The organism is Bradyrhizobium sp. ISRA436 (assembly GCF_029910015.1).
Lineage (GTDB): Bacteria > Pseudomonadota > Alphaproteobacteria > Rhizobiales > Xanthobacteraceae > Bradyrhizobium.
In genome coordinates this window covers 5777345-5796494 of record NZ_CP094519.1, presented here as the reverse complement: position 1 = coordinate 5796494, position 19150 = coordinate 5777345, and the positions used below count along the sequence as shown (strand labels likewise).

Annotated in this window: 9 protein-coding genes and 9 pseudogenes; 6 read left to right on the top strand and 12 right to left on the bottom strand. The window is 60.4% G+C overall.

The window, feature by feature from the left end; translation table 11 throughout:
* Positions 1 to 95 precede the first annotated feature (95 nt).
* From istB (MTX23_RS27050) to istA (MTX23_RS27025), 6 genes and pseudogenes are all read right to left on the bottom strand, one after another.
* Positions 96 to 872, bottom strand: a complete 777-nt coding sequence (gene istB, locus MTX23_RS27050) for an IS21-like element helper ATPase IstB (RefSeq protein WP_280978213.1) — start codon at positions 870 to 872, stop codon at positions 96 to 98.
* A 17-nt stretch (positions 873 to 889) separates the two neighbouring features.
* Positions 890 to 2428 (bottom strand): annotated as a pseudogene (gene istA / locus MTX23_RS27045) (IS21 family transposase).
* Between the two features lie 251 nt (positions 2429 to 2679).
* Positions 2680 to 2952 (bottom strand): annotated as a pseudogene (locus MTX23_RS27040) (IS701 family transposase); the annotation flags it as partial.
* 119 nt (positions 2953 to 3071) lie between these two features.
* Positions 3072 to 4271: an IS256 family transposase gene (locus tag MTX23_RS27035; protein ID WP_280973221.1), complete on the bottom strand. Its 1200-nt coding sequence runs from the start codon at positions 4269 to 4271 to the stop codon at positions 3072 to 3074.
* 1408 nt (positions 4272 to 5679) lie between these two features.
* A pseudogene (gene istB, locus MTX23_RS27030) lies at positions 5680 to 6379 on the bottom strand (IS21-like element helper ATPase IstB).
* 10 nt (positions 6380 to 6389) lie between these two features.
* Positions 6390 to 7913: pseudogene (gene istA, locus MTX23_RS27025) on the bottom strand (IS21 family transposase).
* A gap of 159 nt (positions 7914 to 8072) precedes the next feature.
* On the opposite strand from istA (MTX23_RS27025), the gene MTX23_RS27020 reads away from it, so the two are divergent.
* Entirely contained in the window at positions 8073 to 8291 is a 219-nt protein-coding gene (locus tag MTX23_RS27020; RefSeq protein WP_280973219.1) for a hypothetical protein, read from the top strand.
* Positions 8292 to 8751: 460 nt separating this feature from the next.
* Here MTX23_RS27020 and MTX23_RS27015 read toward each other — a convergent pair whose 3' ends face one another.
* A complete protein-coding gene (locus MTX23_RS27015; protein WP_280973218.1) occupies positions 8752 to 10029 on the bottom strand; it encodes an acetyl-CoA carboxylase biotin carboxylase subunit family protein in 1278 nt (425 codons plus the stop codon).
* A gap of 1493 nt (positions 10030 to 11522) precedes the next feature.
* On the opposite strand from MTX23_RS27015, the gene MTX23_RS27010 reads away from it, so the two are divergent.
* From MTX23_RS27010 to MTX23_RS27000, 3 genes and pseudogenes are all read left to right on the top strand, one after another.
* The gene (locus tag MTX23_RS27010; protein WP_280973217.1) at positions 11523 to 11915 is read left to right on the top strand and encodes a hypothetical protein; all 393 of its coding nucleotides are present in this window, start codon (positions 11523 to 11525) and stop codon (positions 11913 to 11915) included.
* Positions 11916 to 11976: 61 nt separating this feature from the next.
* A pseudogene (locus MTX23_RS27005) lies at positions 11977 to 12156 on the top strand (IS3 family transposase); the annotation flags it as partial.
* A gap of 22 nt (positions 12157 to 12178) precedes the next feature.
* Positions 12179 to 12583 (top strand): hypothetical protein, encoded by a 405-nt coding sequence (locus MTX23_RS27000; protein WP_280978361.1) that lies wholly within the window; start codon positions 12179 to 12181, stop codon positions 12581 to 12583.
* On the opposite strand, the pseudogene MTX23_RS26995 reads toward MTX23_RS27000, so the two are convergent.
* The 4 genes and pseudogenes from MTX23_RS26995 to MTX23_RS26980 all read right to left on the bottom strand — a co-directional run.
* Positions 12552 to 13248, bottom strand: a pseudogene (locus tag MTX23_RS26995) (transposase); the annotation flags it as partial. The gene MTX23_RS27000 and the pseudogene MTX23_RS26995 sit on opposite strands and share 32 nt — an antisense overlap.
* Before the next feature lie 298 nt (positions 13249 to 13546).
* A pseudogene (locus tag MTX23_RS26990) lies at positions 13547 to 14625 on the bottom strand (IS630 family transposase).
* 287 nt (positions 14626 to 14912) lie between these two features.
* Positions 14913 to 15038: a hypothetical protein gene (locus MTX23_RS36445; RefSeq protein ID WP_348637518.1), complete on the bottom strand. Its 126-nt coding sequence runs from the start codon at positions 15036 to 15038 to the stop codon at positions 14913 to 14915.
* A 110-nt stretch (positions 15039 to 15148) separates the two neighbouring features.
* Positions 15149 to 15292 (bottom strand): annotated as a pseudogene (locus MTX23_RS26980) (transposase domain-containing protein); the annotation flags it as partial.
* A gap of 738 nt (positions 15293 to 16030) precedes the next feature.
* On the opposite strand from MTX23_RS26980, the gene MTX23_RS26975 reads away from it, so the two are divergent.
* Together MTX23_RS26975 and MTX23_RS36440 are read left to right on the top strand one after the other, a co-directional pair.
* On the top strand, positions 16031 to 17194 hold the full coding sequence (locus tag MTX23_RS26975; RefSeq protein WP_280973216.1) for a Xaa-Pro peptidase family protein: 1164 nt from the start codon (positions 16031 to 16033) through the stop codon (positions 17192 to 17194).
* Positions 17195 to 17371: 177 nt separating this feature from the next.
* Positions 17372 to 17482 (top strand): annotated as a pseudogene (locus tag MTX23_RS36440) (M20/M25/M40 family metallo-hydrolase); the annotation flags it as partial.
* Positions 17483 to 18025: 543 nt separating this feature from the next.
* On the opposite strand, the gene MTX23_RS26970 reads toward MTX23_RS36440, so the two are convergent.
* Complete coding sequence (locus MTX23_RS26970) at positions 18026 to 18439, bottom strand: hypothetical protein (RefSeq protein ID WP_280990703.1); 414 nt, start codon at positions 18437 to 18439, stop codon at positions 18026 to 18028.
* Positions 18440 to 19150 lie beyond the last annotated feature (711 nt).

Here is a 19150-nt window from a genome sequence, read left to right as displayed (position 1 = left end):
AAACGGGACAGTGGTTTCGCTAACTGACGGACAGCAGTTTCGCTAAATCGCGGACAGCGTGGCGGCGCTGGCTTTTGGTTGCCTGATTGTTGAAGTCAGTTGGTATTCGTTTCGCTGTTTTCGACGTTGGTCAAGGGGCGCGCGGCTTTTTTCCTTCGCATGCTGTCGCCTTCGAGGGCGATACGGTGGGAGTTGTGGATGATCCGGTCGAGGATAGCATCTGCGATGGTTGGCTCGCCGATCATGTCGTGCCATTGGGCAACGGGCAGCTGAGCGGTAATCAAGGTCGATTTGCGCCTATAGCGCTCTTCGAAGATTTCGAGGAGATCAAGGCGCTGCTGGTCATTGAGGGAGTGGGTGCCCCAGTCGTCGAGGATGAGCAACTGGACACGTGCGAGCTTATCGATGAGGCGCGGGAAGCGACCATCGAGATGGGCCATGGCGAGGTCTTCGAACAAGCGCGGCATACGCAAATAAAGGACGGAATGATCGAGCCTGGCCGCCTGGCGTCCGAAGGCGCACGCCAGCCAGGTTTTACCAGTCCCGGTCAGGCCGGTGATGATGAAGTTCTCATGGGCTTTCAGCCAAGCGCCTTGCGCCAGTTGCAGGGTGTTGCGCCGGTCAAGGCCGCGGCGGGACGCGAAGTCGACGTCTTCGATACAGGCGTCGACGAAGCGCAGCTTGGCTGCGGCGAGGCGATTGGTCAGGCGCCGGTCGGCACGCATGGCGGCTTCACGATCGAGCATCAGGCCGAGCCACTCATCCCGGCTGAGATCGGCGGCATTGTCCTGTTCGGCTAGTTGCCGGTAAGCGGCCGCCATTCCGGCAAGGCCGAGCGCCTGCATCTGCTCGAGGGTCGGGTGGGGCAGCATCGCGATGTTCCTTTCCTTCATTGATAATAGCCCCCACCACGGATGTTGGCGTGCGAGGGGGTGGCTTTGACGGGTGCGGCAGCAGGGCTCACTCGGTCGAGCCCAGATTTGAGGATCGCGCTCACCGAGGAGTAGCTGATCGCATTGATGACGAGTGCCCGCTCGCAGGCCGCTTCGAGCCGATCGCGCTCGTAGCGCCGTGCCAGGGCGATGATCCCCATGGCGGAGCGATAACCCTGCTCGGGATGCGGGCGCTCACGCATCATCCGCTCGACCAGCGTGGCGGCGTTGACGCCGATCCGCGCTGCCATCTTGATCAAGCTCGCCGGCGTCATATTGGCATAACGCTGATGGGCCTTGGGCATGTGCTCGTTCACGGTGACATGGCCGCTGCGCTGAGAGCGGCGCACATGGCTGGCAACACGCGTGTGATCCTGGAAGATCTCGACGGCTCGATAGGTGAGCCGGACGTCCACCCGACCGCCGATCAGCCGGTGCGGCACCGAGTAAAAGGTCTTGTCGACTTCGACGTGATAATCGGGATGGACCTTCGCCGTTTTCCATTCGGCGTATTCGAACGGTTCGCTCGGCAGCGGCGTCAACGCAGCGCGCTCGATCTCCTCGAACAGCTGCCGGCGGGATTTGCCGATATGGGGCATCGGCCGATGGTTCAGCTCCTCCAGCAGACCGCCGATCGCAGTATTGAGATCGGTCAGGTTGAAGAACCGCCGATGGCGCAGCCGTGCCAGAATCCAGCGCTCGACAATCAGCACCGCGCCCCTTGTCGCGCGGCTTGCGGCTGCGGGTCGGCAAAATCGTCGTGTCGTAGTGCTCGGCCATGGCCGCAAAGGTTTGGTTGAGCGTCGGTTCGAACCACAACGCCTTGACGGCCCCGGCCTTCAGATTGTCGCAGACGATCGCCTTGGGAACTCCGCCGAAGTACGACAAGGCCCGGGTCTGGCCTTCGATCCAATCTGGTAGTCGCTGACCGAAGCTCCCCATAGCGAAGGTCAGCGACGAGGCCCCGAGCACCGCGACAAATATCTGCGCCTGACGGATCTCGCCGGTTTGCGGATCGATCACCTCCACCGTCGGATCGGCATAGTCGGTCTGCATCACTGCACCCGCCGCGTGGCGATGACGGAAGGTCGGGTTCGCCCGGCGCCGATAGGCGTCAAACTTCTCGCAGAACCACGTGTAACCATAGCCGTCGGGATGCGCCGTCCGGTATTCCTGCCAAAGCAGCGTCAGCGTCACGCCCTTGCGCTTGAGCTCCTGCGCCACCCGCGGCCACTCAGGCTCGCTCAAGTCCTGCGGAGGCCGCCCGACCCGCCGGAACAGAGCCCGCTGCAACGCCGCCTCGCTCGCGTAAATCGGCGGTAACGGCCAGCTTAAGCCCGCTTCGCGTGCTCGCAGCAGGTAGGTGGCAACCGAGCTCTTGCTGATCTGCAGCCGTTCCGAGATCTCCCGAACCGACAGGTCCTGCTCGTACGTCAGCCTCAGGATGATCGTAGGTCCTTCACAGTGGTTCGTTTCGCTTGCTTCCGCCTCGGCATTGCCCCTCTCAAACTCAGCTTGAGAGAGAACATTGCCTGAACGGCGCTCCCGAAAACCAACCTCCCGCAACTGTCCGCGATTTAGCGGAATCCCTGTCCCGGAATTACTGAAATCGCTGTCCGCGAATTACCGAAATCGGTGTCCGGAAATTGCCGAAACACGCAACAATCATTCAATTGGCAACTCCGGCACAAACGGAGATCGCACTCTCAGGCCGATAACCCTGGACAACGAACATCAGAATTGGTGCAATGTCGCGCAGCTCATCGGCATCCCTAATGCCCTCGGCCCAGAATCGCCTGCTGGCGCCACGGGCCTAGATCGCCAGCCGCCTCTGCCCGCATCCAACCCGTCTTGCGCGGCTCGTTACCAATAGTCCCTCGAGAAACTGCCACGCCGAGGCCGCGACCCGCTCCTGTGTAAACAGCGCAAGGATCCGCGGCGTGGCATCTCGCAACGACGTAGCAAACAGCGTCAGCGTATCTTCAACCGAAGCGCCACCAATCATCAGATCCTGAATCATGGTCGCCCATGGATTCAGAACCCTCAGAAAAACGCAACTGTCATGTAGAGTAGATCGTGTCCCTGAGCGTGGTGTAACTGGCGGTGGGACACCGCGTTCGCCGGCAAGAGCCGGACTGGTCAGCTGGCGATAGCCGGGAGACTGACGGTTGGATCATCGCTCAACGGCGCGATGGTTTCCAGCGTCATGTAACGGGCGCGCTGGACGGCCCATTCATCATTCTGTTCGAGCAGGATCGCGCCGATGAGGCGGACGATGGCGTCCTCATTGGGGAAGATGCCGACGACCTCGGTCCGGCGCTTGATCTCGCCGTTGAGGCGCTCGATCGGGTTGGTCGAGTGCAGCTTGGTGCGGTGCTGCGGCGGGAACGTCATGTAGGCCAGCACATCGGTCTCGGCCTCGTCGAGGAAGCCGGCGAGCTTGGGTAGCTTGGGGCGGAGCTGATCGGCGACCTTTCGCCATTGCGCTCGTGCGGCTTCGGCATCGTCCTGGGCAAACGCAGTGGCGATGAAGGCGGAGACGACACGCCGTCCGCTTTTGCCGGCATGGGCCAGCGCGTTGCGCATGAAGTGCACGCGGCAACGCTGCCAACTGGCGTTGAGCACCTTGGCGACGGTCGCCTTGATGCCCTCGTGGGCGTCGGAGACGACCAGCTTGACGCCGCGCAGGCCGCGGCGGGCGAGCTTGCGCAGGAACGCCGTCCAGAATGTCTCGGCCTCCGAGGGACCAATGTCCATACCGAGAACTTCGCGCCGGCCATCGCTGTTGACGCCGACCGCGACGATCACCGCGACCGACACGATGCGCCCCTGCTGGCGCACCTTCACGTAGGTGGCGTCGATCCACAGATACGGCCAATCGCCCTCGATCGGGCGAGCGAGGAACGCCTTCACCTTGTCGTCGATCTCCGCGCACAGCCGCGAGACCTGGCTCTTGGAGATGCCGCTCATGCCCATCGCCTGCACCAGGTCGTCGACCGAGCGGGTGGAGACGCCCTGCACATAGGCTTCCTGCACCACGGCGGTGAGCGCCTTCTCGGCCATCCGGCGCGGCTCCAGAAAGCCGGGGAAGTAGGAACCCTTGCGCAGCTTGGGGATACGCAGCTCGACCGTGCCGGCGCGGGTCTCCCAGGTCCGGTCGCGGTAGCCGTTGCGCTGCGCCAGGCGCTCGGAGCTCTTCTCGCCATAGGCGGCCCCAGTCTGGCCTTCCACTTCCAGCTCCATCAGGCGCTGGGCGGCAAAGCCGATCATCTCGCGCAGCAGATCGGCATCAGGGGTCTTCTCCACGAGCGTGCGGAGGTTCATCATCTCATCGGTCATCGGTGGTTCCTCGAATCAGGTTGGTATCAGCAACCCGACCCTACCGGCGAACTGCCGGTGACCACCGCAAAGCCGCCCGCCCGCTACGGCGCCATGGGAGGGCGCGCGTGCGGACGGCTTTGCTCTACCGAGCTACACCACCAATGGGGACACGACCCTAGAGTACAGCGCCTGCCACGTTGAGCCGTCCTCCACGATCCTTCACGACGGAGGTCGAGAGGCGGTCTGGGACTTGCTTGATAACGCACTATGAAGGACTGTCCCTGGGTCATGAATCGCAAACCTTGTGCAGGAACAGACGCTCCACACCGACCTCATTCTCGAGCGTAACAGTCGTCCGTTCCTTAATCACGGGCACGGTGATCGATCCGCTGGGGCCGATTCTACCGATCCCCGTGTCCTCAAGAAGACGTCAGTCGCGATTACGCCATGTGAAGAACCGGTGCGGCAGCCAGCTAAAGCGATGTTTTGAACCGGGATGGTTGCGACGAACGTGCGGATGACGCGCAAAGGCTCTGTCAGCCACGCAGGCCGAAGTTGTAGCTGGCCCAGCAAGGACGGCGCCATAGAGGCTCGCCGCATCCACGTTGAAGGGGTATTGCGGCTACAACCACCCTTCATCGGCTTAGGGTCTGGATCTCGGGGCTGGTCCGCGGCATCCACGGCTTCCATACGTCGCGAGATGAAGCGTTGCCCGGTTGCTGAGCCCGTCATCGACCACGTCAAGGCCGAGAAGGCATCGAACAGCGCGAGCGCCTTCTCTTCGACGACATAGCGCCGTCGCAATGAGCGCTTGTGGGCGAGGAATTACTCGATCTCGTGGCCGAGAAACTCTGGAAGCGTCCATCGGAATTCACAGCACGTCCTCCCCGTTGCCGTGCGCGACCTCACTCAGCTGTCGACGGCGATCTTCCCATCGATCTGGGTGGAAGAGGCGCTGTGGCGGCCGGGAGCGACGTGCAGGTTGGCAACGGTGACGCGTCCCGAGGCCTGCGCGTAGAAGCTGGCGGCGCTGACAGCGACACCGACCGACGTAGTCGCCGATATCCTCCGTGATCTCGAAGAGACGATCCCTGAGCCAGACAATTTGGTTGATCGCACGACCATCTGATACCGGATTGCGGATTCCGACGAAGTCGCCCCTGCGTACCGAGATGATCGCGCCCCCGGATTCCGACATGATGTCGCCCCCAGGGCCGGTGCCGCTGGCGATGGGATTGTTGGCGCTGAGCCGGCTTTCGTCAATCGTCCTGTGATCTGATCTCTTTTGGTTGCTGCTGCGCTGTGAGCATGTGGGCAACGCGCCAGCGTTGTCCAAGCTTGTCCTTCAGGACAAGCGTCATACCCACAGCCGTTACGGTTCGGCCTTGGACGCTGCTGACCTTTGGGGGCGCTTGCGCCGCAAGGACTAGCCAGTAAGCTCGACACGCTGGGCGTTGTGGACGAGACGATCGAGGACGTCATCGGCGTAAGTGGGATTGCCGATCACCTCGTGCCATTTATCGACAGGCAACTGGCTGGTGACAATGGTGGAACGGCGGCCGTAGCGTTCTTCGAGAATCTCAAGGAGATCGTGACGCGCCTCGGCGGTGAGCGGCTAAAGCCCCCAATCGTCCATGATGAGCAGCTGGATGCCGGCCAGGGCGCGGAAGAGCCGGCCATAGCGCCCGTCGCCGCGGGCCAATGAATATCACCAAAAAGCTTCGGGACTCGCTGATAGAGAACGGAGCGGTCATCGCGGCAGGCCTTGTGGCCCAAGGCCGAAGCGAGCCAGCTCTTGCCGACGCCCGTTGGACCGGTGATGATCAGATTGTCGTGCGTGCCGATCCAACTGCCTTCGGCGAGCTTTTGGAAGAGTCCGCGATCGAGGCCACGCGCGGCGCGATAATCGACGTCTTCAATGGCGGCCTGGTGACGCAGGCGGGCATAGCGCAGCCGCCGCAGCAGCTTTCATAGCGATGGGTGATCTCTCGGTCGACCAGGAGCCCGAGCCACTCGGCGTGGCTCATGGCCCCGGCCTCGCCGGAGGCTTCGATCTCGTTGAAGGCCTTGGCCATGCCGGCAAGGCCGAGGAGATTGAGCTGATCGAGAGTGGGATGGGTGAGCACGGGCGGTCCTTCAGTTGTAGTAGCGCGCGCCGCGGATGTTGGGGTGAAGGATCGCCGGCTCCTCGGCGGCGCGCTGGAGCGGGGATCAAGATTGTTGTCGAGGATGGATTTGACCGAACCGTAGGTCCGGGCGCCGATCTCGATCGCCCGTGTGGCCGCGGTTTCAAGGCGTTGGGCACTGAAGGGCCGCGTCAGGCGGAAATGCCGAGGCAGGCCCTGAAGCCTTGTTCGGATGCGGGCGATGCTCCAGGATCAGATCGCACAGGAGCGCGGTTGAAGGGCCGATCGCCGCCGCCTCGCGTCGGATCCGCGCGACGGTCCAGTCGGCATAGCGCCTGTGGCTCGAGGGCATGTGCTCGGGGACTGTCGTATGCTTGCGGTTGCCGCTCATGCGCTGATGCGCGGTGATGCGCTCGCCCTTGAAGAAGATTTCCACCGTCCGCGCGGTGATCCTTGCTTCGACCGGCTGGCGGGCGAAGCGATACGGCACGGAGTAGAAGTGGTGGTCGATATCGACATGGTAATCTATGCCGACCCTGCGCGCCCGCCATTCGGCGAAGACATAGGGCTCGACGGCAGTGGCCGCAGAAAGGGCCGGTCCAACTCCTCGAGCAGCTGGCGGCGCGTGACCCCGAGCCGGCGGATGGGCCGGACCTCGTTCAGATGGTGGAGGAATTCGGCGATGGCCCGGTTCAGCTCGGCGAGGCTGTAGAAGGTGCGATGCCGCAGCCGGCCCAGAAGCCAGCGCTCGACGATCAGCACTGCGGCCTCCACTTTCGCCTCGTCCTTGGGCTTTCTCGGCCGTGCCGGGAGAACCGCCATGTCGTAATGGGCCGCCATCTCGGCATAGCTGCGATTGACCACAGGATCGAAGTGGCAGGCCTTGATCACCGCCACCTTGGCATTGTCGGGAACGAGGAGCTTCGGGGCGCCGCCGATCGCCTCGAGCGCGCCGACGTGAGCGGAAAGCCAATCGCAGAGCCCCTGCGTCCAGGCGGCCTTGGCGTAAGTGAAGCTCGAGACACCCATCACCGCGACGAAGATCTGCGCCGGCCGGGTCTCGCCCAAAAGCCGATCGACGATCACCGGCGACGGTGTCGCCGGCGTAGTCCACGAACAGCTTCTCGCCGCCGGTATGGCTCTGACGCATCGTGACCGACAGCCGGCCTTCCCAGCTGCGGTAGAGATCGCAGTACTGGCCGTAGCGATAGCCGTCCGGATTCTGGGCGATGTATTCCTCCCAGAGGATCGCGAGCGTGACGTGCTTTTTCTTCAGCTCGCGATGGACCACCGCCCAATCGGGCTCGGCGCGGTGCCGATAGCCCTGCTTCGTCCCGGCGCGGCCATAGAGCGAGCTTCTCCTCCAGGATCGCATCGGTCGCATCATCCGGCAGCGGCCAGGAGAACCCGGCAGCGCCGGTGCGCTCCAAGTCAACCGCACGGTCGAAAGCGCGATCCCCAAGCTCCGCGCGATCGCCTTGTGCGATAACTCCACGCCGAGCTTGAGCCGCAAAATCTCCCGCACCTTCCGCATCGCTACCCTCTCCGCCGGCATGAAGCCCCCTTCCTTTCAGGCAAAAGGAGGCACTCTACGCGCTGCCAGCCGCCCCACCGGATCCGTCACCAAGGGGGCGACATCATCTCGGAACGGAGGGCGACAATTGATCGGTACAGGGGGCGAGATTATTTCGGAATGAGGGCCGACATCATTTCGGATTCAGAGGGCGACTCCCTCGGAATCACCAGCCGGATGATTGGTTTTCTTGTCTCCGTGGCTGGAACGTTTCAATCGATGAATCGAGGTGTCACGGGCAGATGGTCTGTCGACAAGGATCTTTTTTCAACGGTTGCGGCCAGCGGATCTATTTTCTGCATCGCCATCGACGCCGTCGTCGACACGATCGAGTTCTAGCTCGCTGAGGTATCGAGCTGGCGACGGCGAAGCGCTTCTTGAGGCTAGCGCTGAAGCGTCACGCGCGGCCTGTCGTGTCATCGACGGCAGTTAGCGAAACCGAGAAGCGATTATCGCCTAGAATACCACGAAGCGCATGCAGCGTCATCCCCGGCGGCTACCGAAGACGATGCGGGTTCACGAAGCAGGTATTTGGACGCTCTCATCGAGCAGGAACATCTGCGTGTCGCGCACTGACGACCAGCGGCCGTTATGTCCTTGGCCGGCCACGGTGCTATTCTCGACGGGACCCAGATCATGATCGATGGTAAAAGGAGAAGGCAAGCTGGCTTTCAATCCGCATCCATCCCTCTCCAAGCAACTCCCTATCTGGCCGCTTGATCCGCTGTCACCGATTCTCGAAACAAGTCCTAGCTTTTCCATGCCCTCAATTGCACCAGCGTTCGGCGATCTCCACCATCTACCGGACGTCATCTGCATCGGTGCGGGCAGTACGAGGCTGCAGGCGTTGTTTCTGCTCACCTTGGGTTGGAAATGGTGTGATCGACCAATCAATGAAGTGTACAGCATGTTGAAGTATCGCCTTGGTCTGAGCAAGGTTAGGCGAAGCGGCGATAACATGTCCAATCCTGTCTCGATAATCGCCCTTTCTGACGATCGGAGTATTTGGTTCAATAGAAAACTTGACCTCTGTGACACCTGGTACAGCAGCAGCCTGACTTTCGCCACCAATGGCATCGAGGATGCCATCGCGATCGGGGACCAGAATCTTTGCGCCTGCAGAATGCGGATGACTTCTGCGCAAATTGCATTTTTCCCCGATCACAAGCTTGATGTGCTCGGTGATGAGATCGACACCGTAGGCCAACTTTACAAGTTGAGGGTTTGGTGTGCCAGCAAGACGCGGATTGACCTCAATCACCACAGGGCCAAGCGTAGTCCAGCGTACATCAACGTTCGTTGGCCCCCAGGCAAGGCCGAGGGCTTGCAAAGCGCTCAGCGAAACATCGGCGATCCCTCTATGCTCGTCATCACTCAGCAAAGCCGGATAAATGTACTCACGACAGACGAAATGTGGTGGGCCACCGAAGTCAGCGGTGCCAATCGCGATGACCTCATTCCCCATCATTTCAACGCTATAATGAGGGCCTTGGGCGAATTCTTCGACCAATATCCTTGGGGAAGACCGCCATATGTACTTCTCACCCAACAGATATGCTGAATGTTCCGCTAACTCATCGACATCGCGGCACAATCGGACACCGCTGCTGCCGGAGCCTGCGGCAGGCTTGACAATCACCGGCAGGCCGATTTCCGCAGCAGCTTTTTCTACGTCGGTCGGATTCACCGCCAAGCGATAGGCAGGCACTGGGACGCCAGCTTCCGCGAGAAGCTGACGTTGAGCGAATTTGTCGCGGCACCGTTCAACCGCTGCGGGGGGCGGACCCGGCAGGTCGAAATACAGGCAGAGCTTCCCGACCGCCGCACACACTGATTCGCCAGCGCTAGTGACGCCGGCAATGTCAAACATCGGAGGTAACCTGGAACACTCGTGTATCATCGCATCAACATTATCTGTGTCGACACGGATTGCCTCGCAGCCTCCCGCCGCAAGATAGTCATGCCGAGTTGGATCAGCCGACAGAGTGATAGGGTGGAGACCAAGACGCTGGGCCGTTTGGACGTACAGCCGACCATTACTTGCGCCTTCAAGCAAAATGAGAGCTCTTCTTGACATTGAGTGGAAACTCCGAGCACAGCATACAATGCTGCGGGCCGAGCGTGGAGCCGCACCCGCATCGGCCAAGTTTGCGCGGAACAAACATCAGAACAAAAGAACAGTAGCCAATATTCTGCTCCGGCGCGATCAAGGCCACTTCTCAATTCAAACACGGAGTAGCCAGTGGCGAGCGATGACGGCCATGAGTGGCTGCCTCGGTTTTGGGAAATGTTGATCTTCATGCTTATGGGACATGAAGGCACCCACTTTCAATCAAGATCGGTATTAGAGAATATCAATAAATATCTTTGCGATGATACTACCAACTTAGAGAGGGGCACACGGCGAGGTCGGATGCCAAGTTCGCCGTCGCGAGATACGCATGCTAACCTACTACTGAGTTTTCATCAGCGGCCGTTAGAGTCTCGCGCGGAACCGAACGTTGCGGCCCTCGTCGACAGGATTTGTATATTGAAATTGTCGGCATGCGCGCGGAGAAATAGGATGTAACGTTGCGTTTTTCGACACCCATTGATTGCCTTGCAAGCGTGATCGGAAATGCGGGACGAGCCAAACGCTTCGTACTGTGCCAGGGTGAGGATGCCGTGCGAGCGCAAAAGCATCGAGCCGATAGCCGCGATGACGGGTTCCTGCAGTGAGTATTCAGGTGTTGTTGCATTTTGTCGGCCAAGGCGACTGGCCGATTAGGCAAGTGTTAGCTAATGTCTGCGAGTGCTGCCGGACATAGAGCGCCGAGGAGAGATCGAAGCTTGGACATTGATAGCAGGCTTCCCTAAGAAGGAACGGCATTCCGACGTTGCACGACAATATTGCGGTCAGTTGGGCAAGTAAGTCACTTGTCAGGTTGCCGTGTCTCCTTCGAGTACGAAGATTGTGTCCCGTGGCGTGGTGTAGGTGAGTTTCGGTCACTCCGTTCACCGGCATGGGCCGGACCGGTCAGCTCCCGATGGCCGGGAAGCTGACGGCGGGATGACCGCTCAACGGGCGATCGTTTCCAGTGTTAGGTAGCGGCCGCAATGGACGGCCCATTCATCGTTCTATTCGAGCAGAATCGCGCCGACGAGGCGGACGAAGGCGTCCTCGTCGGGGGAAGATGCCGACGCACCTCGGTGCGCTTGAACCTCGCCGTTGACGCGTTCGAGTAATCGGTATGAGATTTCTCGGTGCCAACGTTCCGCTGAGATATTCTATATTGTAGCGTATGGTGCGACCATCCGGACAAAGACACCGGGAGCACGAAGTGCGGGCAAGCCGATGCACACGATGAGCCGAAGCTCGAGTTAGTAGCTAGCCGCCTCTGCGACTCGCCCTATTGCGCCGAGAGCGCGAATCCGTGGTTGTCGTGTCGCCCGCAACTCCCGTCATGTGTCTGACAGGAGGTGCGAATGCGACGGGTGATTGGCAACATCCACCGAACTTTCGGAGAGGTCTGATATGACGCGGACGGCGCTGGAGGGTTTGGTAAGACCCTGCTAGCGAGTGATGAGGTGGTGCTCGAAGTGACCGGCAACAGCATGGCGTTGTCGCGAGTTCTGGCGCCATTCGTGGCGCGGGTGGTTATCGCCAATCCGCTGCAGGTGAAGGCGATCGCCCAGGCTCACGTCAAGACCGACACGATCGATGCGTGCACGCTCGCCAGTCTGCAGACTGCGGGATACCTGCCGCAAATCTGGACGCGTGATGCGGAGACCGAACGCAGGCGCAGGCTGGAGGCGCGACGCTATCAGGTCGTGCGGGCATCGCACGCGGCTCAAGAACAAGGTGGACTCGATCCTGCACGCACACCTGATCCCGAAGTGCCGACACGCCAATCTTTTCGACTCCCGCGGTCGTGCCACCGTGCTCCGGCCGGTCAAGGCTGGCAGCAGATGCGGCCGTCTTGACCGGCCCTGCGCGCGCCGACGTCTGGCGGTGCTGGAAAGGGCTTGCAAGCAAGTGCGCTTCCCGGCGACGATCCGCATCGATCAAGGCAGCGTATTCGTGTCGCGTGATCTTGACCTGTGGGCCTACCAGCGCGGCGTCACGCTGGACTTCTCCCGGCCCGGCAAGCCAACCATCGAGGTCTTCAACGGCCGTTTCCGCGTCGAATGCCTCAACGCCCATTGGTTCCTGTCCTTTGCGGATAACAACTCGTCCCAGTGAGCACGTGCTGGCGCGGGTCGATCGCGTGCTCGACCTGTCTTGCCTAAGGGAAGAGGTCACGGATTGTTATTGCGCGAGCGATGGCCGACCCGAGCAGCATGTAGTTGACCTACTGAGCGAGAATCAACCCGAAGACGACGTCGCGGTCACAACTGGACAAACGAACGAAGACGAGATGATCGAGCCGCAAGTCGATGAGGTTGAAGCGATGACAGGCATCGACATCAAGGTGGTCACCGTCGATGCCGGCTATGCCTACGCTAAGGTCTACCGCGCTCCCGGTGTCCGCTCAAGAGCGATTGCCTATCGAAAGGGCGGGTTAACGAGGCAGTTGTTGTGCGTAACGATTATCCTGCACTGCTCGGCGCCCGCCGCCGTCGCTGCCAGGTTGTATTCAGCATCTTGCTGACCGCGGCCTTGACCCCCTCATGGGCATAGATGACCAGCTCGATGCCGCGTGGGCCGCTCTCGGGCCAGTTTGCGCAGGAATGCGGTCCAGAACTTCTCGGCGTCAGACGGGCCGATACCCATGCCGAGCGCCTCGCGCCGACCGGCGCTGTTGACACCCACCGCGATGATCACCGCGACGGAGACGATGCGCCCGTTCTGGCGTGCTTCACATAGATGGTGTCGATCCACAAGTATACCAGTCGCCCTCGATCGGGCGATTGAGAAAGGCTTTCACCTTGTCGTCGATCTCGACGCACAGCCACCACACCTGGCTCTAGGAGATCCAGCTCATGCCCATGTCCTAATCGTCGACGGAGTGGGTGGAGACGCCCTGGACGCAGGCTCATGGACCGCCGCGGTGAGCGCCTTCTCGACCATCCGCCGCGGCTCGAGAAAGCCCGGGAAGTAGGAGGCTTTGCGCAGCTCGGGAATGCGCAGCTCGACGGTGCCGGCACAGGTCCTCCCGGTTGCGATCGCGGTAGCCGTTGTGCTGGGGCCAGCGCTCCGGGGCTCTTCTCGCCATAAGCGGTCCCCGTCAGGCCCTCGACTTCGAGCTCCATTAGGCGGTGGAACGGCAAAAGCCGATCATCGCGCGCACAGATCGGCATTAGGGGTCTTCTCCACGAGCGCGCGCGCAGGTTCATCGTGTCGTCGGTCATCGGTGGTTCCTCGAATCAGGTTGGTGTCCGCAACCCGAACCTTACCGGTGAATCATCCGGGACCACCCGAAGCCGCTCGCTACGGCGCTATATGTGGGGCGCACGTCGCGAGCGGCTTCGCTATTGCCAAAGCCGGTAAGTGCACTTGATCATTTGCGTTGGCCTCGTTGGGCTTGCCGCGCGGCCTCTTACTGATGGACGTCGGTTGTGGCATCGACACTGCACCGCGCGGGGCATTACCGAACTGGGCCTTATACCAATCCTCAAATTGATCGACCGATATAGGCCCAATCGCGGAGCGCGATTGACATGATCTTCCACGGCTGATCGATGAGAGTGTTCCAAGCGTAACAGCAGTGATCGCCGATGTTGTCATGGGATTTGAAGACGCGGTTTGACAGCCAATTTTGGCGCATGAACTGCCAGATATTCTCCTGGCTGTTCAGCTCGGGCGAACGCGGCGGCAACGGCATCAGCGATGTTGTGCGGGATCTTCAGCTCCTTCGCTCCGTGCCAGCCGGCCTGATCGAGAATGACGATGGCGTGGGCGCCAGGGCTGACCTTGCTTGCGATCTCGTTGAGATGAAGCTGCATGGCCTCGCTGTTGCAGAGGGGCAGAACCAGTGCCGCGCCGGTTCCGAGCTCCGGGCACACGGCACCGAACAGGTAGGTCGATTGCGTGCGCTGGTCGTGAGCCGCCCGCGGCCGCGCTCCCTTTCTAGCCCAGCGATAGGTGAGCTTGTTCTTCTGCCCCACCCGCATCTCATCCTGAAACCACACCTCTACCGGGGTGTCCGGCAGCAAGGCTGCTGCGGATTTCCTCCACGCGAGCGTGGAAGTTTTTTAGATGCCTCGATCGCCTCGGGATCCTGCTTGTACGCTCTCGGCCGGGCGCTGACGTGTGAGAAGCCGAGGTCCTTGAGGGCTCGATAGACCGTATCGTCTGACACCGAGATGCCGAACTCCTCATGCAGCCGCATGATCAGGTCACAGGCCCGTCAGCGCACCACGCCCGCACCACGCCATGGATGGGCGGGGTCGGCCCTTCGTCCACGATCCGCGCCAGAAACGCCCGGTGCTCCGTGTTGAGCTTCGCCGGCGCGCCTGGCGCGGGAACATTGATCAGACCATCGGGCCCTTGCTTGTTGAATCGGATCACCCAGTCACGAAGCGTCTGCCGGTCCATCCCGCCAACCTTGGCGGCCTCCGCCCGCGATGCGCCATCGAGCACCGCAGCGATCGCCAGAAGGCGCCGGACCTGATCGCTGTCCTTCGACCGCCGCGCGAGCCGGCGAAGCTCAACCGCTGAAAAATCCGTTCGAACCGCAATCGGCTGGCCCATGGCAACTCCCTCCAGTTGCCATGTTGAATCATCGATCCTCTGATTTGGGAATGCCCGTCGTGAGTCAGCATCTCGGCGGGTTGGTATTAGCTATGTGGCCGGCAGTCGCCAGAACCTCCGTATGGGCGCCCGGAAATGGGACGTGGCCGCCGAAGAAGTGGTTTTGCGGGCGGACAATCTCCAAAATTGTTACGGCATGACAGGTCTTCGAGTGGATGCTTGGCACAAGATCATGTGGCGTGGCGTGCTGCAGAGTATCCATTTGGCGTAGGATGCTGGTCGGGCGGTCAGCCCTGGGCAGCGCGCGGTGTTCGTTCTGAAAACTTGATTAGGTCTGTCAGGCTTTCGATGCCGAAGTCGCTGAACGCCTGAAAGCCGCCTTCTCCGACGCCATAGACCCAGACGACCTCCATCCTTGATCTCCATTTCTATGGCGATGTCGCGCAGCCAATCTTAGTCCTCACCGATGTCCTTCGCGATCCAGTGGTGGTGGTAACGTGATGGACCTTGTTGACGTGGATGGTCATGCAGCTCGAGCGGAGATTGCTGATGTCGACATCCAATTTCCAGGGATAAGTTTGTCCAGCCGATCAACCGGGTGGGCGGCAATGCGAGTAAGGACATCGGCCAGCCGGGCTTGCGTGTCGACGCCGTTCATTTTAGCTGTTTATGCTGAGCACCGAACTATGCCGAATGGCTTTGTGAAGAGTCCGTCGTTCGCGTGGACTTGCCACTGGTCAAGCGGTCGTCGTCCCGGTTCCGTTCGGCATAGTCTGGCGTCTCGCAGCGTCTCAGGGAAGGAATCGCCGCGCCTCTATCTGCGGGGTCGGGTCTAGAAGCAGATCCAACGCTCACATTGCTGCGAAAGTACCCGATAGAAGAGACACTCGAGACTCGGAAAGCGGGAAAATACGAAGCTCCGGAGGTTTGACTTCGGAGAAACGACAACGTTGTCGCGGCGCCCGGAAGAATTTGCGAACATGAGGGGCTTCCTGTACGCGCTGCATCGCTCTTTTAAGACCTGCCCAGAAAAGAGATTGGCTTTCCGCGCAGAAAGGAGAACCACCTCACACACGTCCTTCACGATCGGGAGCTGGCCCTCATCCAAACAAAAGCTTCTAACGATGCTTATAGCTGTGTAAGCGCGAAGCGCAATGTCATTGACATCTATCTCCGTTTCGCTTCTATCCGATTGGATCTTCTGCATGTAGTGGTCTGCTTTGAAACTACCAAGATCAATAGTTGATATTCCTGCCTTAGAACACATCATCCTCGGCGAGGCATGGCGAACCCAGAACGATCGTGGCATAGAAATGAGCTCTGCCCGATCCATTGGATCTCGACCGCAAGCCGTCCTTGCGATGCGAGCGCAAGTCTATGTCGCTGAGACTAAGGGAGGTGATTTATGGCCACGACAACGGTCTCAGCGAGTCCTTTGATAGGTGCGGCGTTCCCGAGGTCAGAGTACGAGCGCAGGCAGCAGAAGGCGGTTGAAGCGATCATGCGTGCGGAATTAGACGCCGTATTGGTCACCGCCCACGGCCACCTCAGGTACCTCACCGGATATCACGGATTTGGTGGGTATTTCGCCCCGTTCCCGTTGATCCTCTCACCGGGGCGGGAGGCGACATATGTTGTCCGAGAGTATGATGTCGATGCTGTTCGCGCCGAGGGGTGCGTCAGTGAGATCGTCCCCTACACCCATCAGCACGAATTTCCCGAGGTGTGCGCCGATGTACTTCGGCGGCATGGATTGGCTGGCCGGAGGGTAGGGCTCGAACTCGGTTGCTGGAACCTCGCGCCGGCCGATGTGAATGCACTTCAAGCGCAAATGCCTGATCTGAAGATCGCCGATGCGACTCGTCTGATCGCATCGGTAGCGGCCGTGAAAACCGAGCTGGAACTCAAGGTAATGCGCGAAGCGATGGCCGTTACCGATCTGGCCGTGCGCACGTTTCAAAATTCGGTACGGGAAGGCGTGACTGAGACAGAAGTGTACGCGAACATCGCGGGGGAGATTAGCAAAGCGGGCGGCGAACTTTGGCGCTCTTTTACTCTGGTGTTCGGTGAGCGGACAAAGGTCCCGCACGGCAGTCCGGTGTGTCATCCGATCCGAAACAACGAGCCCGCTATGATCGAGATCGGCGGTTTGAAGCACGGCTACGCCGTGGGGCTGGTCCGAAGCGCTGTGCTCGGTCGGCATCCTGAGACCGAATCTCTGCACGCCCTATCGGTTGAAAGCCTCGAGGCGGCGATTGCTGTGATCAAACCCGGTGTAACCGCGGAGGCCGTGGATGCCGCCGCGCGCAACGTGGTCGAGCGATCCGGGCGCCCGCGGGCATTTCGCCACCGGACCGGTTATCAAACTGGCATCCATTGGACGGAGCGCGGTAACCTGAGCTTGGAGCCTAATGCGGCGGACATCCTTGAGCCCGGTATGACCTTCCACATGCCGATCATTCTGTTCAGTGAAGGCGGCCACTTATTTGGGTGCAGCGAGCACGTCCTCGTGACGGAACGAGGCGCAGAAATACTCAGCCGTACGCCACACATGCTCTATCGAGCCTGATCCTTAAGTTTGAGAGAAGATATGCACAGCCTTGAAACTTTCCGGGATCTGAAGCGCGAGGCGCGCGAGTGGCGCCACTACCTGCACGAAAATCCAGAGCTCGACTCGAGTACGCACGCAGCGACGTTTGCGACCGAGAAGTAGGTTCATTCGGTATCAATCACGTAGAGTCGGCGGGGGCACGATGGTGGCATCACCATGCTGCTGAGCGCCGCGAAATGACTTGCGAATATGCGCAACTTCAAAGGCTCCGTTGCTTTTATCTTTCAGCCGGCGGAAGAGGATGGACGGTCGTGCCCCGTGTGATGGTGTAGCTCGATAGAGCAAAGCCGTGCCGCACGGGCGTGCTCGAACTGCTGCTCCGGAGATGCGGCTCTCAATCGGGGGGCCGGCACACAGCCGCTGCTGGTGGGGTTGATCCACGTGGTCCTCTCAAAAACGCAACCCTGGCAGAATTTCTCCTCAGAGCCTCGCGGCAAAGGAGCGTTCCTAGAACCGATCGTCTGTGAGAGAACCGATGAACTGCCGAAAGGGCGTCTCGATCACGTCTATTTTATCGGCTAGGACCTTGTGTCGCCGTTTCAAGTGTGTGTCCCACCGAGACATCCGTAGCTGATGGACCCAACCCATGGATCTCTGTCAGATCGACGCCGCGCGCCGCACAGCGCCGCCCTGAGATGGAAGGTGGGTGGACGCGTTGATCTGTTTGGCCTTGATGCGTGACTTGGATAGCTTTCTGATCGGCTTCGCGCGTCTATTGTTCAGTGCCGCGATCAGGACCTCCAGCTTGCGGTCCCTGTCCAACATCTCCGCCTGGTAGACGTCGTAGAGTTACAGCGATTGGGGCAGCGCGAAGGGATGTTCGTGCCGATCGTTGCCCACCAGTGCCGTATGGATCGTCGCGATGGATGAATGGCATCGCACGTCCCCATAGGTTGCCAACAGGTAAGGATTCCGCTTGGACGGAGCGCCGCTCCCGTGCTGGCGCAAACCACGCGGCATCACTGACATCGGTCTTGCGTCGGGCACGTTCTTGGTCCGCCGCGCATTTACCAGAATCACTTCAAGCCCGCGCTGCTCCAGGACCTCGTGGACCGGGATTCGATAGACCACGGTGGATTCCATCGCTACACTCGTCGCGTCGCACATTTTGAACCAGTCCGCCAGCTCATGCAGGTCTCGTGTGATTGTACCGAAAGAGCGCACAGGCACGCCGGTGCAAGCTGGTTTCACCGCCATGTGCATCTTTTGATCCGATGTCGATGGCGGCGGCGGGGACGTTGACCAGCCTAAGTTCTGGGCAGTCGCCGGCCGTCCTCTACTTGGGCATGGCAATACTCCATTCAATGATGAGCAGGAGGGTTTAGGCTGTGCCAATCGTCATCTTCCTGATCGGCATCGTTGCCAGGGCGACGTCACCACTCTCAAGTTTGCGTGCACCCATGGGCCACAATTTTTAACGGGACTTGTGCCTCCAATAATCGAACGGCCGCTACCCTCCAGCTGCCGAGGACAACACAAGGCTGTTTCTACGCCACACAGGCGCAAAGGGTGCTGGACAGTTTTCCAAGTGTCACGCTTCATGCGTAGCCGCTCGTTCGCTCGCTTGCAAACGCGCGATCTCTGCCGCATGGTCCGCCGGCGATAGCGTCGCCCGCGTTGTGGAGCGCCGCGCGTCCAGCCGAGCTCCTCGCTGCTCCACCCACCGCAGCACGGAATCACGCGGGCCAAACTCCTTGGTAACAGATCGGATCGAGCGCCCGCTCGACGTTACGACCACTTGCCGCTTGTAGTCGTCGGCAAACGACCGACGTTGACCGTCGTTCCATCCAGATACCTGCTGGCTCTTCGAGCCTACTGACATCAATTCGGAGGAGGTTCAACCAGATGGAATTGGCTCGAAATTGAATCGATCGGGATCAATAGGATAACCTTCATCGGAAACTCCCGGACACG

Coding starts and splice junctions, on each gene's coding strand:
- MTX23_RS27035 (WP_280973221.1), bottom strand. CDS start 4,271: ATGACCGATGAGATGATGAACCTCCGCACGCTCGTGGAGAAGACCCCT.
- MTX23_RS27015 (WP_280973218.1), bottom strand. CDS start 10,029: ATGTCAAGAAGAGCTCTCATTTTGCTTGAAGGCGCAAGTAATGGTCGG.
- istB (WP_280978213.1), bottom strand. CDS start 872: ATGCTGCCCCACCCGACCCTCGAGCAGATGCAGGCGCTCGGCCTTGCC.
- MTX23_RS27020 (WP_280973219.1), top strand. CDS start 8,073: ATGAGGGCCGACATCATTTCGGATTCAGAGGGCGACTCCCTCGGAATC.
- MTX23_RS26970 (WP_280990703.1), bottom strand. CDS start 18,439: ATGCACATGGCGGTGAAACCAGCTTGCACCGGCGTGCCTGTGCGCTCT.
- MTX23_RS26975 (WP_280973216.1), top strand. CDS start 16,031: ATGGCCACGACAACGGTCTCAGCGAGTCCTTTGATAGGTGCGGCGTTC.
- MTX23_RS36445 (WP_348637518.1), bottom strand. CDS start 15,038: ATGGAGGTCGTCTGGGTCTATGGCGTCGGAGAAGGCGGCTTTCAGGCG.